Origin of the sequence: Bradyrhizobium stylosanthis, assembly GCF_001641335.1 — a bacterium.
Lineage (GTDB): Bacteria > Pseudomonadota > Alphaproteobacteria > Rhizobiales > Xanthobacteraceae > Bradyrhizobium > Bradyrhizobium stylosanthis.
The window spans coordinates 1,334,115-1,354,528 of the sequence record NZ_LVEM01000003.1; the positions used below are offsets into that span (position 1 = coordinate 1,334,115).

Below are 20,414 nucleotides of genomic sequence, written 5' to 3' on the forward strand. Positions count from 1 at the left end.
AGCACAGTGCGACCATTGGAGCGGACCTTTGTTAGTGGCGCCAAGGCGTTGAGGTCGACCGGCAGTACGCGGAATGGCAGATGTGGCGGGCAACGACTCGCCGCATCTCAGGTCCGCTTTCGCCATCATCTGTAGCGCCGCCACGACAACGATCCAGATCACGGCGCCCTGGATTGCCGCGTACGCGGCAAGCCCCGGTCAGTACCAGCTCGCGATCGGCGCCGAACAGAAGGTTCGGTTGCGACAGCGCGATGAATGCGGTTGCGTCTGAGATTGGCGCCGACATCAGCCACGACCAAGGTCACTTGTCATGTTCGTGATCGCCGGCGAGTGCCCGCCTCGCCGATCGAGGCACCGCTCGAAACGAACAAAGCCACGAACGATCTGCGTTGCCCCCGAGAAAGATGCCGGCGAAGAGCACGACGTACATGAGCGTCGCGCAAATCGTTGAGCTTGCCCCGGAAGCTCTGCATGCCGCCGGCAACAGCCACGCCACAAGTGTGATGATCCCGGTCACCGGGCGAGGCGGCGCTCAGTCGCGTGCGCGACGAACCAATCTGGGTTGGCGTTTGACATCGATATCCTCTCCACCCATCAAGATGGCGGCATTCTTGAGCCATGTACCAGCAATTGGCGCGCCAATGGGCCGCGGTTTGACGATAACGCAAAACGAAAAGATGGGGAGCTGACGCTGGAGAACGATTCCTAAGAAATGGCAGCACCGACTTTCGGCTCCGGGGGTTGGAGAACAAAGCCGATGCCTTTGCACGCCGATGCAAATTGTTGAATACTCGCGTTCGGTAACGCGTTTCGTGGGACGGGGTCCCCGGGTCAACATAGTCCATTCCGTATCGCAAAGTATTGTAGAACAGAATTGCGATCTTGCGGACCGTGACGGTCACGGCCTTGGCCTTGCGGATGCGCGCCGAGAGCCGTCTAAAAAAGGCGCCGAGCGCCCAGCGAAAGGTCTTCCCACGCACCTACCTGAATTGGTTGGCTGCCTAACCCAAGCATCGTGGACTAGGCTGGTCCTCAACCTTTTGCCAGATTCAGGAAGACGAGAATGGCCAAACTCGCACGCATTCATTGCATCAATAAGACCAACAGGGTGAATCCACACGAGAGGATTGAAAATGTCGGTGGCGTAGATTCAAACGGCAGTCATTGGAAGCAATCTGTCGGTCAAACAATCAAAGACATCGAAAGTGGCGAATGGGAGTTCTATGTCGAAGAAGACGGAATCATAGCCGGCTTGATCGTGGCCACACACGATGGACACAAGTACATCAAGACGACGGCGGACGACATTCAGCCCGACGATCTTCTTTCACTCGCTGAGTGTCCGTAATTTTCGGCAACATCCAGGCCCGGCGCGAATGCGGTTTGCTTAAACGCCGCAGACGAATCGATATCCAATTCACAGGGCGTTATGCTTCGCTGTCACCTCCCCCTTGGACGCGCGCGCTCGCCAAGCGGTTCTGTCCCACGAGATACACGATTTGTGCAGGAGCACTCGACTAAGACATGAACACTGAAGATGAGAAGAAGTCCCCAAGCACGCGAGGCGGCTCACGGCATGCCTCTCTACCCCAGCTAGGCGCAGATCGCTCGCGCGGTGCTGGGCGATCGAGCGAAGGATTGGAAGCGCATCGCCAAGTCCAACCATCCGGAGGGAATGACATGGGGCGAATGGAGCTGACAATCTTGCTGACCGGAATCTTGGCTGGGCCAGCCAACGCACATTGGCAATATACGAAAGGGGAATGAGTCCTGATCATGTTGCCGCCGCGTCTCACGGAGAGATGAAGAAGCGCGATGAGACGTGCGATAAGCAAGGGACCGACACCGAAACCGCCCTAATGTTACGTCAAGTACCACACAGGGGAGTTCTCCTTCACAGCCTTCGCATTTTTTGGCAGTATCTCAAAACGACTGGAATGTGTCGAGCTCCGCCTTGACAATGCTTCGAAAGCGTACCGATTGCTGGCGGAGATGAAAAGCAAGTACGGCGAACCGACTTCCCAGAACAACACGCAGCTTTCAACTATCGTCAGCTGGCGTGGCGCTGGAGATTAATTGCATCTCATGATCCTCGGCGCCCAGTCGCCCAACCACGCAACCATTATCTATCGTCCCCGTTTCACCAACTCGAATAAGGGGCTCTAGCGGAACTTGAGCATGTGACCAGAGCTACCGTTATCCGACTCCTGTTTTCAATCGCCGTGACAGCCCTCGTGGTGATCGGCGCATTCACGGCTATTCGGTCCCTCGCAGGAAACTGATGGGGGAACGCCAAAGTCAGCGTAGAGGCGCCGTAGCCGGGCTCCTCAACGCCAAGAGGTTCTGTCCCGCGCCGACGCCCCCCTCTCGTCCTGGATAATAGCAGGAGCACCGCAAACCGAACCGGGGATAGCAGCCGCGCCACGAATGGTAGTTATCCGAAATTTCTTCAACCTGACGATAGATCTAATATAACTATCGCGGCGATAATTGCATTCCGGAACCGTGGGAAGAGCGGAGAGAGCGTGAGTCTGCAGTGCCAGTGGGAGCTCAAGACTCTGGGAAGAGAGGGTTCACCAATGGGAGGCAAAAGCGTTGTTCCCAGCGGACGATTGAAAGGCGGTCGGTGTGGCGAGATGTTCTTCTCTCAATTCCGCGCCACATCACCTCCGAGCCCTACGCGATCTCTCCGTTAGGGGCGTCGGCATTCAGCTTAATGGGCTCACGATTCTGCCGACCGAGTCTTCGCTTTCCTTCGACGAGTTTCGCACCACCCACCCCTGTCGTCTCATCTGGCGACAAGGCCACTTCATTGGGGTGGAATTCCAACCGGGGATTGCCGAGCACTTCAATGTGGTGCACGCCTCTTGGCGCTTGCTCCCCTACAGCCGCGCGCTAGCGCGTGTACTGGATGAACGCTTGAACATCGGGCACGGCATTAGGGTCGCCGGTAAAGAAGCCATTCTGCGACGCATTGAAGGGGCCAGGATTTATAACGACGTTATGGTTCCATGTGGATGTGTTGGCGGTAGGATAGGACATCTGACGTGGCCGTTACCGTCCCAATGCAAGACAGTAGGGGCAGCGCGCATGGACACGGGAAATATGATCGACCCGTGCCCAGTACTGGCGCTGTCGCTCCGAGCGATTCTTCGCGTGGGGCACACGCTTCCGAAGGCTGATCAAAGACTACGAGCGATGCGCGCAGACCCTCGCCGACCTTAACCTCATCGCCTTCGTATGCATCATGCTCAAAAACGTCGCTAACCTCGCTGCTGGTCCTCAACAGCTTCTATTCCCCCTCGTTCGGCATAGTCGCACGTCATATTTGCTCTCCGCGAATCGATTAGGCATTTCGGTCGCCGGAAACTCCACGTCCGCAATCTGGACCGCGACCTAATCGCGAACTAAAGATCGCGCCGCACGACATAGACGCTGGCGGACCGAGCGTTGCGAGATCCTGCGTCAGGTCCTGGCAACCGAAGCCTCCCCCGACGGCCTTGCGGCTGAGCTTCGGAAACTCAATGTCTCGCCCAAACAGACCAACCTCCGAGGTGCTAATGCACGAAGGCTGGGATGAGAGGGGGGCGATCGACAAATACTGCCGGCGGTCGATTGCCTGGTCAACGATCGTGGTCCTCTGCCCGCCTTCTACGATGTCGGCTGCCACTATTGCAAAAGCGACCTTGTTTGAAATTCGGGGCCGTCGCGGGCGACGTAGGCCCGGAGGCCTACAGATTCTAGTAGGTGACCAGTGCGACGTTCTTCGGGCGGAATCTCTGCGCACGCTGGCACTACCCAGTCAGCGACATTAAGCGCAACAAGGTCTTAAGGAAGGCCAAAGTGATGTCGCCAAGAGAAGCAACAGAAGCAATCGTCAGCTGGCTAGAAGCGCAAGATCTGGACCTGCAGCTCGATATCGCGTCATTCGGCTCATTCTTGATATTCGAGGATGGCGACGATCCATCGCTTAGCGTGCCTGAGCAGCTCGAAGCTCTTCGTCAATGGTTGAACGAACCCGAATTGGAATCCCAAGCCGCCGCAAACCGCGCTCTGACCTTCCGTATCACCATCGATTACTTCGTCGAGAGTAGAACTACCGGCTGCGGATGGAAGACAATCGAAGCGAAGCTGCACAAAACTTTAGAAGAGGCTAAGTGTGTCGGGAATTTCTCGGCTGCACGCAAGGCGCAAAGGATGCTTCAGCTTTTGCCCGCACGACAAGAGAGATGGCATGAGGTGGCGAGATCCTGGAATGAACTGGCTTCGACTCGCCTGACACTTGAGGCTCTCACTGATTGGACGATAAGCGTCCCGACCTGAAAGTTACTCAGCCGAGTATCCTCCATTGGCTGGCATCGGGTCGGACCATCGTCATGTCTGTTAATGAAGGTAGCCCCACAGCAAGGAAAGCAGCACGAGCGGTAGGGACAGCGCCGTTTCGTTAACATCCCCCGAGCCTTTCAGCGCCGAGTCGTCCGCGCTGCTTCTGCTCAGCTTCCTATTCTCGTCAGGCCCACCCTTCTGACAGGTCTTAATTCGCTGCCGAGAACAAGATTCCGAGTGCTTGGGGGGCCGTTTCTCGGCTTCAGGGACCTTTGAGATTGCAGCATTCGGAGGTTGAGGCCCTCCAAAAGGTGAAAATTCGTCTGTGAACTTCGGGAACGATGCAACAAGAAGCACAGGATGACGCGATCGAAGGATCTGTTCCGGGGCACGCTGGACCAAGATCATCATCATGAAGCACGAGCTGGTTCTTGCGCCCGCGCCCCGCCGCCCTACAGCGAGACCGGCGGCAGGGATGGAGACCACTTCATGATTGGGCTGCTCCTATACTCACGATCTGAGTCACCACGAGCGGAAATGCCTCGTCGAGCAGAACCATGGCGCGACCTCCCGCGCCCCATCGGTGCCGCGGACCCCATCGTTACACCGATATCAGCTTGCCGTCACGTGGATGCATCGTTGAGATCATCGCCGGTCATGATGAATACGTTGACAGCTGCCTGTGGGCGGGCATCACGCCGCCTCTACTTTCTACTGCTGGCTGAAATAGACTGGGTCACCGGACAAAGCTTGGCCGGGCGACCTCAGGCATTCGGAGTGGAAGAAGCGTAGAGCGCGACAATCTGGGTGGGGAGCCGTATTGCCGCATATGGCGATGCTCCCGAGTGTAATCGGTTGCCTCATTTCTTTTGCTCCCCGCGTGGATTGAGGAGCAGGCCTGCTGCGGAGATGGCCGGGGTTTAGCCCGACCTCCTCCGCTGGCGTCTGCTACCTCATTGGGTTGTTGTGACCTCATGCCCCAGCAGTGTTTTCTCCGTGGGAGCGGATAGCGACGCGTTCGCTTACTCGCTGCGCCAGGATTTCAGCCGACGTTGAAGCGTTCAGAAGCTTGTTCGGATAGTCTCCAGAGTATTCCGCCTGCAACCGTGAGAAAAATTCGCTACCAGTCCGCCATGGCTCCGCTTCAAACCATTTTCGCAAAACTAGCGTCGCCCGGATGAGCGGGTCAGGACGGCGCGGCCTCTTTTCGCTTTAACGATTGGCCGATCCGTCGGCCAGCAGGATGGGCAATTGACTGGGTATCCGCGAGCCCGCGAGGCGTTCCTGCGCGCCGCGAATGTCGCGCAACAACCGACCGGATCGAGAGCGGCAAAGATTTCTTCGAGATGGTGGCGAACCGCGTCGGGCGTGCGGGCGTCGGCGACTAAGCGCTGGTGTGGCGTTGCCGGCGCGCTGTATGTCTTGCGCACACGAGCACCGTCGCGCTGCTTGGTCATCAGTTTGAATGGGGGTTGGAAGAAGTTCACGAACAACCGCGCCGATCGATAGTGCTTAGCCAGCAGCTTGGCCGCTTCCAGGCCCTCGAACCGACGATAGCCGACCATCCTGCGCACGACGGCGCCGTTCTTCTGCTCGACGAATGCCTGGTCGTTCTTCCGGTAGGGCCCGCAACGCGTGAAGACGATGCTGGCCGCACCGCAGTAGGCTTTCAGCGTCTGATTCATGAACACGGTGTCATTGTCCGTATCGAGGCCGGCCAGCGCAAAGGGCAATTGTTTGCGCAATTCCGACAATACCGTGCTCAACAGCGTTTGTTCGCGCAGGATCAGAGGAACGCACTCCGTCCAGCCAATAGCAATGTCGGTCAGCACGAGGGTCTGGATGAAGCTGCCGCACGCCGATGGACCGTTATGCGCTACGAGGTCCGCCTCGACGCACCCCGGCGCCGGATCGTTCCAATCTGCCGACGTCCGTATTGGAATACTGCGACGCAACGAGTGCGTCGTGTGCCGCCAACGCTTGCGACCTAATGCTTCTCGGACCCGCGCCAATGCGCGGTCGATCGTCGCAGCTCTCATTGCCAGCAGTTTATCGCGGATCTCGGGGGCAAGGCCGAGATGGCCCTGCCGTTCCATTGCCTCAATCAGCGCAGGCATCAACGCCTTCAGCCGCTTCCCGCAAATCCGGTCTGACGCCTCCCAAAGGAGCACGAGCGCGTTGTGTTCTGCCTCATTATAGACCCGGCGTCGCGCTCGCCGGCCTGAGCGCGCTGACCTCGAAGAAGCCGCATCGCATGCTTGCGATGCAGTCCCGTAATGCCGACGAGCTCCTCCAATATCCGAGCCTTCTTCGCGCGATCCGACGCCCGATACCGCGCGCCTGCCGCCGGCGTCAGTTCCTTGCGCGTCGCCATGCTTTGCCACCCAATTTTGCCCCCGCTCGTTCCCAATCCAAGGGAGCAATTTACGTGAGGCAACAGCTCAGCATCCAGTAACAACTAGAGAGACAATGCGGGAGCGCGCAACAATGAGGATGGCGAGTCAGTGTCGCGGCGTGGTGATGATTGCCGCGACGACTGTCACGCGCAAGAGCTTTGTTGGCTCTGATTGTCGCGGAGCGTCGATCCGGAAAGGTTTTGGGTGTCGCGTGCGATGGCGGTCGTCCAAGGCCACGTTTGCGTTCGAGCGCGGTACACCTGCGATAGCTTTCGAAGTTCATCTCGACGGTGGTGGCATGGTGAACGAGGCGATCTGTCAGGAGACAATTTAGTTCTTCTTAGACAATAGAGTGTTCTTCATGGACAAAATAGATCTATCGGCGGTAGATTGGCTCTAAGGCGGCAGCGCCGCCGAAGGCCGATAGGCGACGGCCTTCGACAACTCGAGGGCGGTCGGCGGCACCTCGAGTGCGAGGTCGGAAGCATCAAATCAGCTTGATCCGTTCCCCAGCGCCACCGCTCTCAATCTGCCGGGTCACGGATCGGACGGTAGAATCCGCGCGCGGGTCATCTGCTGTAGAGCCATCGCCAGAGACCTGCCACGCCTGGAATTGCCAGATGACCTGTTCAGCGGTCCGGTCCAGCTGTCGCCGACCATCGCAGGTTAATTGCCGCATGCTCGCCCCGCTCGATCATCGCCGTGACCGCGGTCCGGGTCCGCCGAAAGCCCGCCACGTCCATCTGAAAGCTCCGGCCCTCGCTCCGCTGCCGCCACTGCAACTAGGCATTGCATGAGCGGCCGCCCTCCGCCAACATTGTGCGGCTCCGCAAGTAAAACACCCCTTCCGTCATATCGCGCTGAAATCGCTAGCTTTTTCGGCAACATTATTGTCGACCTCGGTTCAGCCGCCGGAGGAGCCGGATCTCTCGCCTTTGTAACTCGGAAAGCAGCGCATCCTGCGGCTTGTTCACGTCACACCTTCTGTCGGGGCAACCGCCCACCACATCGCAAGGCGCGTGATGAGATCCGAGCGACACTTAAAGCTGGATTTTCGGATTGGCAACGTTTCGCCGATCGTAGTCTGGTTATCGAAGCGACTGCAGTTCGGAAAGGCGCGACCGAACCTCGATTGCGCCCGAAGTTCCGCATGCAGGGTAGTGCTTCACCCGCGTATCGCACCCCTATCGGCTCTTCGCTATATTCTACCAAGGGAGTGGGTGACGGACCGTGTACGTCGGCGCAAAGCCGGAGCCCCCAAGAACATCACCTTCAAGACGAAGGCCGGCGTCCATAGGACCCCGCCGCACGGCAAGCCCACCGCACAGGCCCAGCGCAAATGATCAAGTGCAATTGCCGGCTCATTCCACCATCACAGCAACGCTGTGCATCCCCCTTTATGGATTCCTGGTCTCGGAGCAGAAACGATTTCCCCCTCAGCAACAGCCTCCATAAAAAGTCTCAAGGAAGCTACCGTTCCCTAAACTTATTGGCCGAGGGGATCTGCCATTGCGGTCTGAACGGCACGTTCCAAATTCAATTGTGACCGTCCGACGAAGATTGAGCGCAGCTCTCGTCGCTACACTATCTCGATGTCCTGTTGCATCAGAGCAATCTCAAGTCACAGTAGCCATCGAAATTTACGACGAGTAGACTAAAGGGCCTCACGCCCTCCGAACGCATCTGCAAAGGCTGGACATCCCAGCCAGAACGATTGAAATTTAATCCGCTCCAAAAAATGCCGGGACCAAACACCAGCAACAGTGGAAACACTTGTCCCTGATCATCATGCTCGACGGCGTGTCGACGGACTTCAAGCGCGCTTTCATGAACCGTTGCGCAGCGCGCGAGTCTCTTCGGCGTTGGACCACGACGTCGAGAACGAAAACTTTCTGGTCGAGGGCCGAGAGCCAATGTTGTTCGCCCGCGAGCGGGAGCACGCTGTCGGATCTCGGATCGAAAAACGCTTGCCAAGTTTCCGCCCTCCCACTGGCGGACGCTTTATTTCACGCCAATGGCCACGCGCCGCCAGACTTCCTCACCATGCGCAAGCTTAAGGGAACTGAACACAACCAAACGGCGTCGCCGTCACTTCCAGCGAGGAAGAGGGGCTCCAGACGATCGGCATGCACAGTCATCTGCCTCTCGGCGGTTCCAATTGGTAAACTTGACGGTGCCGTTTTCCTTCTGAAAATTGCGCTGTGTAATCTCTCCAGGCAATCGGGCTTGGGGCGCACTACGCGAAGTTGGGTGAACGCTAGTGAGGCTCGAAAGAATTAACCACAGTCGACTTAAGATCGTGAAGCATGCCCGTGATCCCGTCGATGAGTTCGTCGATTTGCTCCTTGGTGACGATCAGAGGTGGGCACATCGACAATGCATCGTCTACATTCCGCACGATGATGCCTCGCTCGTGCAGCAAGCGGCTTGCGATGCTGCCAACGTCGCCCGGACTAGTAGCGGCGACTTTTTGTTTCTTGCCCAGCACCAGCTCGATTGCCGCAATAAGGCCAACGCCGCGGACCTCCCCAACGAGTGGATGATCAACGAGCGTGCGCAGCCGTTCCTGCATGTAGGTTCCGATGCGGTCAACATTCGCAACCAGGCCCCGCTCCTCGATGAGTTTTAAGTTTTCGAGCGCAACGGCGGCTCCGACCGGGTGACCGCCGCCCGTGAAGCCATGGGCCAGCAGTCCAACCCTATTGCTCTCGTCCGCGATTGGTTCGAACATATAGTCATTCATTATGATTGCGGATAGCGGAAAATAGCTCGACGTAAGCTGCTTCGAAACTACGAGTACATCGGGCGCGATGTTGTAGGTTTCGCAACCGAACATTTTTCCGGTCCGGCCAAAACCGCAAATCACCTCATCGGCCACCAAAAGGATGCTATGCTTTTTTAGTACTCTTTGAATTTTGTCCCAGTAAGTCGGCGGCGGAACGATGACGCCCCCGGCACCCATTACGGGTTCACCGAAGAATGCCGCAATGGTATCCGCGCCTTCGTGCTGAATCAGCGACTCGAGCTCCTCAGCCCGACGTGTCGCAAAGGCCTCCTCCGATTCGCCCGCACGGCTGTCTTTGTAGAAATGAGGGGAGCCCGTGTGCATAATGTTAGGCAGCGGCAGATCGAAAGAGCGATGGTTATCGGGAAATCCGGTCAGGCTTGCCGCTCCGATCGTGACGCCATGATAGCCACGCAACCGGCTGATGACCTTCTTGCGCTGAGGCTGGCCCAATGCATTCGCCCGATAGGCAATCAGCTTCAACACCGTATCGTTCGCTTCCGAGCCGGAGTTTGTGAAGAAGACCTTACTCATCGGAACCGGAGACATCTTCACTAGCTTCTCAGCGAGCGCGATGCAGGGCCCATTCGATCGTGATGCGAAGGTATGATAGAATGGCAGGAGTTGCATCTGGCGATGTGCGGCTTCGATAAGCCGCTTTTCGCTGAAGCCGAGACCAGCACTCCAGAGACCGGCCATCGCATCGAGGTAGCGCTTTCCTTCCGTGTCGAAGACGTACGGGCCCTCGCCGCGTTCAATTACGAGCGGCCCGGCCCGTTGGTGCGACCGCGCGTTGGTATAGGCGTGAAGCTGATAGGCCACATCTCGGGCCTGTTGAGAATTGGGCAGCATGGTCGGTGTCACATCATCGGTTCAGAATTGGATAGAACTGGAGCATCATTTGGAGAAGCGCCGAGCCGTTTCCCGCTTCGCTGGGCCTTGAGCTTTGGTTGACCATCTCTCAAGGGAGGTGGCTTGGGCCTATGCCTGACCACAGGCTAACTGGAGACGCACGGTCTGGAAGTGATTACAGAGAGCGAACGATATCGAAGCACGACAATGCGCCAAATCTCCGGGACGTGGTGGTCGCAGACGGGAGCCTTCAACAAGCTGCCGACGGCGTTCAGGCCGTAGCGACTCGGTCGTCGTAACGTGGATTGTGTATTCGAGCCCGTTATGTTCCGCTGGCCGTCAACGTCGCCGCGATGGTCGTCCCGGACTGGCTGGGCTCCAAGCCAATTCCGTGTGACGAGCAATACTATAGGCATGAGCCGCTCTGATTGGGACTAATTAGGCCATCTGTGATCTCCTTGATCTGGTCGATGTCCCGGCATTACGCGGAATGCGCGCCCGACCTCTTGGCAAGATACCTTAACTCGTTGAGTTCGTCGCCTGCCAAAGCTTGTAGCTTAGTCAACAGCCCTTCAGCAACATGTCCGGTGCGTGAGATGCTGATCTTGCTGTGCGAGGGCGAGATCGTGCGCAGGAATCACCGCCGGTTCGAGTTGGGACGCAGCGAACCGGCCACCTTCCGCCGCTACGCGGTTGCAGCTCCGACATCGTTCTGGGCGAGCGAGGGGGCGATTGAAGGCGGGAGATGACACGCCACCACTCTTGCCGGCAGCCGGCTCACCTGGCTCTCGGGGATGTCGGTCATGCCTATGGCCAGCATCATCCCGTCCACCGAGCGGGTAGAGGCGCCCTGCATATACGTTTCCTGCGCCACCGCGGTGAGCGCTAACTCGGCTATCCGGCGCGGCTCCAGGATTCCTGGAGTAACTGCTTTCTCTGGAGAATGCGAAGTTCGAACGCGCCGACGCGGGTCACCCAGTGAGACAAATTGAAAGATTCTGCGAGGGAGGAATTCTGGTTCATCGTGGCCACCAGGAGCGAAGATGAACCAGAAATCCCGACCGAGCAAAGCGACGGCAGAATAGGTACTGGAAGACATTCGGCGGTGGACCCTCCGGCGCTATTCTGCGCAAGAGAAGATCCGCATCGCGTTGGATACGGATTGCGCGCCGAGGAGAACATCTCTGAGCTGTGCCGCCGCGAGGGCATTGACGGCTGGTCCAAGGAGTTCCTTGAGGCCGTAGAGATGGCCGAGATCATCCAGCTGGTCTAGCAATCGCATCTCTCGGCCAAACAACGCTGGACAAGCTTGGTGTCCCGCGCCCAGTTCCAAACCCAGCAAATTGATTTGTGGACTTCCTTTTGCTGCGCGCCCCGATTTAGTGGCGCATCGGAGAGGCGATGCGGCCGAAGAAGCACAAGACCACGGGATCAAATGACCTGTTCCGGGCACGACTGGACCAGATCATCAACATGAAGCACGAACTGGTTCTGCTCGCCGGCAAGGTCGACTGGCATTGGATGGACTGCGAGATCGCTCCGCTCTACAGCAAGAACGGCAGGCCGGCATCGAGACCCGCTTCATGATCGGGCTATGCTGCTCAAGCACATTTACAAGGGTCGAAAGCGCCACATCGTCACCGACATCCAAGGGCTCCTGGTCGGAGCGATCGTTCACGCTGCCGACGTCCAGGATCGCGACGGCGCGCCAGACGTCCTGTGCAGCATTCGCTACCGCTTCCCCTGGCTGCCACATCTTCGCGATAGCAGCTATGCCGGCGAAAAGCTCGAGGCGGTGCTGGAAAAGATCGGCCGGTGGACTGTCGAGATCATCAAGCGCTCCGATGCCGCACGGGCTCTGAGGTGCTTCCGCGCCGCTGGGTGGTCAAACGAACTTCGTCGGCTCGGCCGCAATCGCGGATTGGCCAAGGACTTCGAGCTAACCATCGAAAGCGCAACTGCCTGGCTCTTCCTCGCCTCTGTCCAAGTCATGACAAGGCGCATCGCAGCGATAAAAACAGCAACGCGATTTTGAGTCAGGCTCTAAGCGGAGCAAAGCGTCAGCGGTCGCGCGTCAATACAGTGGCTGACCGGGGCGGATGGAGCGTTGGCACGACGGCGGACGAGATTTTGATAAGACACAGTGCCGACCCGCACGAGGTATACGTGTGGGTAAGCCTGTCACACGAAGGAATCTGTCTGAGTTTCCGTCACCCCGGAACGGCGAGCGCCCGAAGCGCGGTGGACCGCTATTTCGCGGAAGTCACGACGCTGGCGAACGGGATCAGCGGCGCATTGCCGCGGCCAGTTGTGGCGACTGACTTCGCTACCGGCGGCGACGCCAACTCGCTTCGGTTGAGTGGCTTCCGGCCAATCTGTGAACTCCAGCTCGAACCGACCAAATCCGGCCATGTGTCCTCCATGACAGAGGTGCCCCCTCCAAGAGCTGCCCATTTACAAATCCTTCGAGCGCTCGGTGAGCATCGCGGGAAGCCAAATACCTCCCTTTCTCCCTATCCCACTCGCTGACCGATGTTGCTGGAATATCGGCCTCCTTCGGCGGCCCTTCCGCGGCGCGACAGGTATATTGAACCCGGGATGCGATAGTTTCAGCGGTAGCGGCAATCGCTGTGATGGTTTCGGCGAGGGCGTTGTCATAGGAATCTCCGACACAGCCGACCGAAGGCTCCACGCCGGCTTCGGCCAGGCGTTCGGTGTATTTGACCGAGACGTCTTGGCTGCCCCTGTCGCCGTGGTGCACGAGCGCGCCGCGGTGTACCGGCCGTCGATCATGCAGGGCCTGCTCCAACGCATCGAGCACGAAGCCTGCGTTCGCCGTACGCGAAGGCCGCCAGCCCAAGATCCTGCGGGCTTAGGCGTCGATGACGAAGGCGACGCAAACGAAGCCGGTCCAGGTCGCGACATAGGTGAAGTCGGAGAGCCACAGGACGTTCGGCCTCGTCGCCTTGAACTGGCGGTTGACGTGATCCAGCGGGCATGGCGCGGCCTTGTCGCTGGCCGTGGTTTTGACGGGCCTGCCACGGACGACCCCTTGCAGGCCCAAGTCACGCATCAGCCGGCACTGTGCAACGGGCAACATCGAAGCCTTCGCGCTTGAGCTGGCGCCAGACCTTGCACACGCCATAGACGGAGAAGTTCTGATCGAACACTCGCCGAACCTCGTTCTTCAGGGCTGCATCCTGCCTCGCGCGGGCCGACAGCCTAGCCGGATCGCGCCGCTAGGCGACATGGGCCTGGTAGGTCGAGGGGGCGATCGGCAAGACCTTGCAGGCTCGACCCCATGCGCCCCACGATGATCGTCGATGAAGGCGATCATGGCTTGGACCGGAGGTCGAGCTCTGCCATCGCAAAGTACGCGCTTGCCTTGCGCAGGATCTCGTTGGCCTGCCGAAGCTCGCGGTTCTCCCGTTCGAGGGCCTTCAGCCTCTCGGCCATGTCGGTCGGAGCGCCGGCCCGCTGGCCGCTGTCGATCTCGGCCTTCCTGACCCAGTCATGCAGCGTCTGCGGCGTGTAGCCGATCTTGGCCGCAATAGATGTCACTACCGGCCAGCGCGACGGGTGCTCACTGGCGTGATCCAGAACCATCCGAACCGCACGGGCCCGGACCTCGGGTGAAAACTTGTTCGTCGTCTTGCTTGTCATGGCTCCATCCTCTCAGGAGTCGGAGCCTCCGGCAAACCCGGCGCGGTTCAACTTCCATGACGTTGGGAATCTCCATGATGCTTGAAGAAGAGATCAAGACTCACAGGCTCGCCGGTATCTCGCCAGAACAGTCTTTTACCCATGCTGCCCGCTACCGCGAGGTGATGGTGGCCGCCGATTAGAGTCAGATCATCCGTCTGGCAGGCATCATGGGTGCGCGCGAGAGGTAGAAGCTGCGAATCGAGCCTTTGCCTGGGCTCTCCCGCAACACGCCAAGCCTCAAGCAGCGCGCGTCAATGGAGCTTCGGATCAAGGGTCCGCTGGACATCGCGTGAGCACTGCGCGCTCGAACGTTCCACCCTTACCTGGTGCGAGCACCACACCGAAGGTCTTCAATAGACCAAGTATTTGATTGTAAAGCGTCGTACGAATTGCGAGGAGTTCGCTCCTGGCTGAGAGCAGAGCTCGGATACGACAGCTCTGCAGGCTCTTGATGGCGCCGGGTCGATACCAACCGGAGCGCACCACGTGCGCGATCCTAAATGCATCGTTCACCCGTATTGTTAACTTGTAGCGAGGGAGCTGCCGCGACATGGCGCGCGTGGATGCAGTCGATTGGAACGTCGAGAGCGCGCAGCCCATGCCAAAGCCAGATCGCCAGCGGCCCGGTTTCCATGCCTCGATCACACAATTCTCCGTCTCCTTCTGCGATACGTCTAAAGGCTCATTACATGCTCTTCGTTTGCACTGAGGAGAACATTCTGCCTCAGCCTCGCGCCTGCGATTACGCCTTGTGGTTGATCAGATAGCCCTCCCGCTTGAGCAGAACATGCAGGCGCCGATAGCCGAAGCGACAGCGCACCTCGGCGACCGCCCGCATGCGATGGCGAGGCACGGCGTCATCCGCCCGGGTCGTCTGGTATCTGATGGTCATGCGGCAACAGCCGATGGCTTTACACGCCCGCCGTTCTCATCCCGAGGGGATCCATGAGATGCGCAACAGCTTTCCGCTTGGCCGCGGGCGTCACCACTTCGCTCGCCATGGTCGGCGTCCATTCGTCGGCCTAGCCAGCTTGTTGGATATCTGTGCTTTTTTACGCAGGGATACCTGCAGCAGATCTGCAAGTCCCGAGTTGAAAACGCGCTCTGACGAATCGAAATAACGCTCATAGTGATAGAACAACGACTCGCCATATCGATCGATAACCTTTGCCCGACTCTTGATGAGGCGAGCTTTCCATTCCGAAAGCGTTCTAGAGTAGTCTTTACCGATCCGCCGTAGCTCCATGACCTCGTAAATCCCATTGCTTGCCTCCAAGACGTCATCAATGTACGGAAGCGCCGACCCCCTGAACACATCTTCAAGCAGAAACCGTACATCGCGCACCTCGCTCAAATCGCGCGGAGGCCGCGTGGAGATGATCGTCTGCAGGCCAAGACTGGCCTGGTCCATCGAAATAGCCGAGCACCACTGAAAGAACTTCCTATAGATGTCGCGATGAACATTTTCTGCGCGATCTTCCATCGACGCAAAATGCTCAAACGCGCCTACCGACATCACTGCGTCAAATTTCTCCGTTGGTGCGGGATAGTCGGCCCATGAGCAAAGCTCCACACGGATAGTCTCTCTACTTCGTCCGGAGATATAGGCGAACTGATCGTTGCTTAAAGTAAGCCCGACCGCTGAAGCGGCGCCAAGTTCATCCAATGCGTAGCGAATCAAGCCACCCCATCCACACCCGACATCCATGACCCGGTCCAAAGCTTTCACCCGGGCAAACGAAGCAATTCGAGCCAACTTTTGCTTTTGCGCATGCTCAAGGTCAAGCGCACCATCCCAGACGCCACAGCTATAGGCCATGTGATCCTTGTCTAGGAAGACTGCGTAGAAATCGTTATCTACGTCGTAATGATAGGAGATTTCGGCTTGCGTCGCCATGCGTTATAAAACCTTCCATTTCAGTATACTTAAGCTTTTTGCTGAACCGCTGGAGACTGTTTGACGAACCGAACGCCGAAAGCCGATGAGAGATTCATCAGGATCGCGTCCTTCACCTTCTTTCCGAGCCGGTCGCATTCGGAGCTATTCTGTTGACGGCGCTCAGGCTGCGCCGCGTAGGGAGCATGTCTTGCGGGTCGATTTCGGGTGTGCTACAGTAAAGTGCCGTTAGCGTTTCCGAGCCAGTCGCTTTCTGCTGTGCTACAGGCGGTCTGTGTGTCATTCTGTAATTCGTCTGTTCATTGCTCGTTAAAGTCCGTGCTCCGCGCAGTCCTGCGCAGCACGCAAGCTATCGAATGAACGTGCATTTGCCCAACCATATCGGAGTAGACGCTCTCCATTGAAGGGTATGTAGAGGCTATACGATGGTTTAAAGCCGTGACCTAGCGCGCACCCCGTCTGAGCCAGCAAGGGTATTTCAGAGCGGCATATCGCCATAGCTAACCGCTGATCTACGGCAGAGCTTGGTGGCGTTGACCTCCGCGTTTGGAATCGCTGAAGAATCCTGCGGATCCGAGCTTTCCTCGCACCAAGTTGGTTTTCGTCTCCGAATATCTAGGTGATACCGGTCGCCAAGATCTGGTTGCAAAAGATGTCGAGCTGAGTGCCGCCTACCGGCCCAACAACGTGGTCAGTCCCAGCGCCATCCGCAGAATGGAAATCGGGTACGCGCGCAGCGCCTGAAGAAGCAATTTCAATTCGGCAAGGTCAAGGAACCAGTGCGACACACGAAATTTATCAGCTGCAGCGCTGCCGTCGAGGATGACACGCTCCACGCCGATATCGGCGATACTCGGTAGTTTCTCGAACGCGGTGCGGAATTCGCCATTCACGTCGAGGACTAAGAATGTCGCGCCGGGCGCGTGACGTTCTTCCGACTTCCTGAAGATCGCCTGAAGATGGATTGGACTGCGCAAGACTTTCCGCTGCTCGTGTTGCCGAGCACGGCGACATGATCTCCGAAGAAGTCGCCGATACGAACGTTGACTTCGTAGTCCTCAAAGATGACTGACTGGCCGAACGCGAGAGTCCAAGCGAGTGGCGTCGGGGGGAATGCAATCAGATTCATTATGCCCATGACTGCACCGCATCGGCTTCGGTGTCGTAGATTGCGATCGAGCTCGTTATCGAGAACATACTGCGCGTCTGAAAGGAGCGATGGGACGACTGAGACTCCAAAACGAAACTTGTCACTGGGCGCAGCCGCAGCATGCCGACGGGAACGACGTCCAGGAATTTGGCCAAGTTTGTCTTGTCGATCTGACCATCGCCGCCACCGGGCCGTCCCGGAACTGGCAGGCCAACCACTTCGGCGACGACACACTCGGCTTGCGCGGAGATCATGAGAAACGAGCCGAGCCGCGCGACGAAGTGGATGTCGTCGAAGCCAACAACCGTGGAGTAGCCGGTCCCGCTATGCACTTCGATGACGAAGCAGCGTGCGCGCTGCCATGATAGAGACCAGCGCCAGATCGTCCTGGCTGAAGCCACGCGGGTGGTTTGTGGGGCACTGGAGCGGCCGAGACACCGTCAAGCCCTGCGCAAGCTTCGCCATTGATCAAGGCAAGCGGCTAGGCCGAAGCGCTGGCGCACATAAGGTGCTGCTTCGGAGAGGCAATTGGCGCTTTCACAGCTCTGGCCCGTTACGCTCGATGATTGTGCCCGCAGGCCACTCGCTCATGGATCGCGCAATAGGGAAGACCACGAGCAGCGCATCATCGACGCGAGTTGGCGGCAAGTTGTCATAGAGATCGGGGAGAGTGGACCGCACGCGAACCCCCGAAACAATTGTCGCCAACCCCGGCCGGCCGAGTAGCCTTGAGATATGCTCTTTGAGTTCGTGTCGAACCGTGCCGAACCCGAAGGGAACACCAAGCTCCCGCAGCACCGGATACATCACGCGCATAGCATGACTGATTCCGAGTCCCTCGAGATCTGGACGTACCGCGTACAATCCAAGTTCAGCTACCAACAGATCGATCTCGTCGACCTTGATGAACCGGCGCAGTGCGCCGATATGAGCCGCCACGCCACGATCATCGTAGCCAACTACGCGCAGCTCAGGTCGCGCACCAGCCCAGCTTCGATTACCTTCAAAGGGTATTGCGTTAAAAGCCCCGGTCCGCCCGTAGGCCCTTTGAAAGAACTCAGAGATTTCGACGTGGTCTGATAATTGTAAGTCGTTTTCCCAGCACGTCCTCCATTGGAGCCGAGGGCGCATGAAAGAGTCTCCTGCTTTTTGCTGCGTTCCTGAGGCACGCATCAGGTGAACGACGAGCCCGGTGACGGTGCCGTTCGATGGTGTCGTCAGCGAGTGGGAATAAGGTTGTTTTGTTGACGGCGCTCAGGCTGCGCCCCGTAGGAACGCACGCCTTTGCGGGCGCCCGCGATTTTGGGTGTGTTACAACTAAGTGCCGCTAACGTTTCCGGGCCAGTCGCTTTTGGCCGTGCTACAGACGGTCTGTGTACTGTCCTGCATCCCCGTTTGTTCATTGCTCGTTAAAGTCCATGCTCCGCGCAGGCCCTGCGTAGCACGCAAGCTATCGAATCAATGTGCATTACCCAACCATATCGGTGTAGACGCTCTCCATTGAAAGGTATGTAGCGGCTATACGATGGTTTAAACCGTGATCTAACGTGTCCGTCGTCAAATAATTTGAACTTATCGGGCTTTTCGAGAAGGGAGGCGCTGGCTCATCACGGTTAGAGTTTGGGCGGCCTACAGCTGATGCTGCAAGCGGCGGTTTGCGACCGTGACAAGCTTGATGCGTTTGCGTTCTGCAAGGATCGCTTCGGCCCTGCCGAAGTAGACATCAACAGGTGAGAGGTTGTCGATGCTCCCATGATAGCTGACATGATTGATTTTTGCCGTCAGCTTTGACTACGTGAGCATGCCGCAGCCCGCGATTGCGTCGATAAGCTGCACCACGGCCGGCATGCGCCGCGGAAAGCCGGTTGGGTGGACGACGGGCGCGTTCCAGACCGGCGCGCCATCCTCGTAAGCCTTGACATCCCCCTATAGAGCTTGCTCTCCCGCCGATAGATCGTGGTTGCGACAGCGCCTTGCCGTCGAGCCAGCTCGAACATTTGTAGGCCGGGCACTTTAATATGGCATGCACCCTTGAAATGGAGAGTTTTGGTAATCTCGGCGGTCTTTGTTAGGGCCAGGTGTGGAGTTGAATGTAGTTTTCGGGCCTGGTGTTGGGTGCCCTCTGACGCGTGGTGGCTAGGCGGCAAGCAGTTTGGGAATGCGGATCAGGTTATAGGCGATCAGATTGAGCTGGAAGTCGGCGGCGACGCGAGCGAGGCCCCGGTGTTGGTCTTGCGCATGGTGCCATGCTGTTTGCCCCATCCGAAAATGCATTCGACCATCGCCCGGCGCGACTGCAACATGCCGTACCCGGGATGCCGCGTGGTTCGTTGGTCGATGGCGCTGTTGCGGTTCCTGCCGGTTTTGGTGACGGCCTGGTTCTGTGTCACATGCGGCGTCATGCCGGGTGCGGAGATTGGCGACGTGATCGGCCGTATCGTACGCCTTGTCCTCACCGGCCGTGATGCGGCGGCCTGCGGCTTTGCGTCTCGCCTTCAGCATGGTCTCCTAAGCCCGGCGTTCGGCGGTGCCATTGGCATGCGTGACCTGCCGGCCACCGCCAGCCCATGCCAGGCGTGGCCCATTTAGCAGAGCTTGGCCTCCCGTCCGGCCGCCTTGCGATAAAGCCTGCTGTCCGGGTCGCTGGTGCTCGCATGGGTGTCGTTCTTGCGCTTCTGGCCATGGAAATTGGCGCCGTCATCATCGTCGCCGCTGCCGTCCTTGGGACGAAAGCTCTTCTGTGAAGCCCAGGCTTCGATCAGCGTTCCGTCCACCGAGAAGTGCTCGTCCGACAATAGCGGCTTGACCTGAGGATGGTTCAGAAGCCTGGTCATGAACTTGGTGAACACATCGCCGTTCTGCAGCCGCTCGCGGTTCTTGGTGAAGGTGGTCGGGTCCCAGACCGGATCGTCCGGCGACAGCCCCACGAACCAGCGGTACAAATGATTGTAATCCAACTGCTCCATCAACTGGCGCTCCGAGCGGATGCCGTAGAACACCTGCAGCAGCAAGGCGCTCAGCATTGCTCCGGAGGGATCGAAGGACGTCCCTCGCTGGCGTAAAGCCTCCCAAGGCTGCGGTTCAGATCACTCAAAACATCTCGGACAAGTTCCCGCACCTTCCGCAGCGGATGGTTCGTTGGCACACGCTCATCCGGCGCGATGTACGAAAACAGACCGCCCTGATCCGCATACCTGCCGCGCATGATCGTCTCCGCCGATTCGAGATGATAAAGTGAATTATCAAGCCCTTCCCTGGCGCGGGGTTCTTCAGCAACCGGGATAGGGCGGTGACGCGGCAATC

9 protein-coding genes, 10 pseudogenes and 1 other annotated feature are annotated in these 20,414 nt (G+C 58.3%); of the genes and pseudogenes, 7 read left to right on the forward strand and 12 right to left on the reverse strand.

Annotation, left to right across the window (positions count from 1 at the left end):
- Positions 1-31 precede the first annotated feature (31 nt).
- Positions 32-293: pseudogene (gene trbD / locus A7X65_RS43270) on the reverse strand (conjugal transfer protein TrbD).
- Positions 294-705: 412 nt separating this feature from the next.
- Positions 706-956 (reverse strand): annotated as a pseudogene (locus A7X65_RS43275) (IS110 family transposase); the annotation flags it as partial.
- A 107-nt stretch (positions 957-1,063) separates the two neighbouring features.
- Between A7X65_RS43275 and A7X65_RS25925 the strand changes: the two are divergent.
- From A7X65_RS25925 to A7X65_RS25930, 3 genes and pseudogenes are all read left to right on the forward strand, one after another.
- Complete coding sequence (locus A7X65_RS25925; protein WP_063690478.1) at positions 1,064-1,348, forward strand: DUF3892 domain-containing protein; 285 nt, start codon at positions 1,064-1,066, stop codon at positions 1,346-1,348.
- 1,794 nt (positions 1,349-3,142) lie between these two features.
- Positions 3,143-3,280: pseudogene (locus tag A7X65_RS43280) on the forward strand (IS5/IS1182 family transposase); the annotation flags it as partial.
- Positions 3,281-3,747: 467 nt separating this feature from the next.
- Positions 3,748-4,323, forward strand: coding sequence for a hypothetical protein (locus tag A7X65_RS25930; RefSeq protein ID WP_245323835.1), 576 nt, complete (start codon positions 3,748-3,750; stop codon positions 4,321-4,323).
- Positions 4,324-5,279: 956 nt separating this feature from the next.
- Here the strand turns inward: A7X65_RS25930 and A7X65_RS25935 are convergent.
- Together A7X65_RS25935 and A7X65_RS25945 are read right to left on the reverse strand one after the other, a co-directional pair.
- Positions 5,280-6,715 (reverse strand): annotated as a pseudogene (locus tag A7X65_RS25935) (ISNCY family transposase).
- Positions 6,716-8,979: 2,264 nt separating this feature from the next.
- Positions 8,980-10,359, reverse strand: coding sequence for an aspartate aminotransferase family protein (locus tag A7X65_RS25945; RefSeq protein ID WP_063690482.1), 1,380 nt, complete (start codon positions 10,357-10,359; stop codon positions 8,980-8,982).
- A 596-nt stretch (positions 10,360-10,955) separates the two neighbouring features.
- On the opposite strand from A7X65_RS25945, the gene A7X65_RS42775 reads away from it, so the two are divergent.
- Positions 10,956-11,108 (forward strand): hypothetical protein, encoded by a 153-nt coding sequence (locus tag A7X65_RS42775; protein ID WP_167358273.1) that lies wholly within the window; start codon positions 10,956-10,958, stop codon positions 11,106-11,108.
- Here the strand turns inward: A7X65_RS42775 and A7X65_RS43875 are convergent.
- Positions 11,045-11,458 carry a transposase gene (locus A7X65_RS43875; protein ID WP_145665455.1) on the reverse strand — a complete coding sequence of 138 codons (414 nt, stop codon included), beginning with the start codon at positions 11,456-11,458 and terminating at the stop codon, positions 11,045-11,047. The two genes, A7X65_RS42775 and A7X65_RS43875, sit on opposite strands and share 64 nt — an antisense overlap.
- Between A7X65_RS43875 and A7X65_RS43295 the strand changes: the two are divergent.
- From A7X65_RS43295 to A7X65_RS25955, 3 pseudogenes are all read left to right on the forward strand, one after another.
- A pseudogene (locus A7X65_RS43295) lies at positions 11,448-11,599 on the forward strand (IS3 family transposase); the annotation flags it as partial. The gene A7X65_RS43875 and the pseudogene A7X65_RS43295 sit on opposite strands and share 11 nt — an antisense overlap.
- A gap of 161 nt (positions 11,600-11,760) precedes the next feature.
- Positions 11,761-11,974, forward strand: a pseudogene (locus A7X65_RS42785) (transposase); the annotation flags it as partial.
- A pseudogene (locus A7X65_RS25955) lies at positions 11,975-12,394 on the forward strand (transposase); the annotation flags it as partial.
- Between the two features lie 588 nt (positions 12,395-12,982).
- On the opposite strand, the pseudogene A7X65_RS40830 reads toward A7X65_RS25955, so the two are convergent.
- From A7X65_RS40830 to A7X65_RS25990, 7 genes and pseudogenes are all read right to left on the reverse strand, one after another.
- Positions 12,983-14,022, reverse strand: a pseudogene (locus A7X65_RS40830) (IS3 family transposase); the annotation flags it as partial.
- Positions 13,626-13,738: a sequence feature (AL1L pseudoknot), on the reverse strand. (Overlaps the previous pseudogene by 113 nt.)
- 790 nt (positions 14,023-14,812) lie before the next feature.
- A pseudogene (locus tag A7X65_RS40835) lies at positions 14,813-15,065 on the reverse strand (IS3 family transposase); the annotation flags it as partial.
- Positions 15,047-15,961 (reverse strand): class I SAM-dependent methyltransferase, encoded by a 915-nt coding sequence (locus tag A7X65_RS25970; RefSeq protein ID WP_063690490.1) that lies wholly within the window; start codon positions 15,959-15,961, stop codon positions 15,047-15,049. The pseudogene A7X65_RS40835 and the gene A7X65_RS25970, both read right to left, overlap by 19 nt.
- Before the next feature lie 671 nt (positions 15,962-16,632).
- A complete protein-coding gene (locus A7X65_RS25975) occupies positions 16,633-16,938 on the reverse strand; it encodes a hypothetical protein (RefSeq protein WP_063690492.1) in 306 nt (101 codons plus the stop codon).
- 151 nt (positions 16,939-17,089) lie between these two features.
- Positions 17,090-17,512, reverse strand: a complete 423-nt coding sequence (locus tag A7X65_RS25980; RefSeq protein WP_145665458.1) for a hypothetical protein — start codon at positions 17,510-17,512, stop codon at positions 17,090-17,092.
- Positions 17,513-17,648: 136 nt separating this feature from the next.
- A complete protein-coding gene (locus tag A7X65_RS40840) occupies positions 17,649-18,284 on the reverse strand; it encodes a NodA family N-acyltransferase (protein ID WP_082885049.1) in 636 nt (211 codons plus the stop codon).
- Positions 18,285-19,247: 963 nt separating this feature from the next.
- Positions 19,248-20,316 (reverse strand): annotated as a pseudogene (locus A7X65_RS25990) (IS5 family transposase).
- Between the last annotated feature and the right edge of the window lie 98 nt (positions 20,317-20,414).

What these genes read in the sequence shown, in the direction of transcription:
- A7X65_RS25925 (WP_063690478.1), top strand. Translation starts at nt 1,064, where the DNA reads ATGGCCAAACTCGCACGCATTCATTGCATCAATAAGACCAACAGGGTG.
- A7X65_RS25945 (WP_063690482.1), bottom strand. Translation starts at nt 10,359, where the DNA reads ATGCTGCCCAATTCTCAACAGGCCCGAGATGTGGCCTATCAGCTTCAC.
- A7X65_RS42775 (WP_167358273.1), top strand. Translation starts at nt 10,956, where the DNA reads ATGCTGATCTTGCTGTGCGAGGGCGAGATCGTGCGCAGGAATCACCGC.
- A7X65_RS43875 (WP_145665455.1), bottom strand. Translation starts at nt 11,458, where the DNA reads ATGTCTTCCAGTACCTATTCTGCCGTCGCTTTGCTCGGTCGGGATTTC.
- A7X65_RS25970 (WP_063690490.1), bottom strand. Translation starts at nt 15,961, where the DNA reads ATGGCGACGCAAGCCGAAATCTCCTATCATTACGACGTAGATAACGAT.
- A7X65_RS40840 (WP_082885049.1), bottom strand. Translation starts at nt 18,284, where the DNA reads ATGCGTGCCTCAGGAACGCAGCAAAAAGCAGGAGACTCTTTCATGCGC.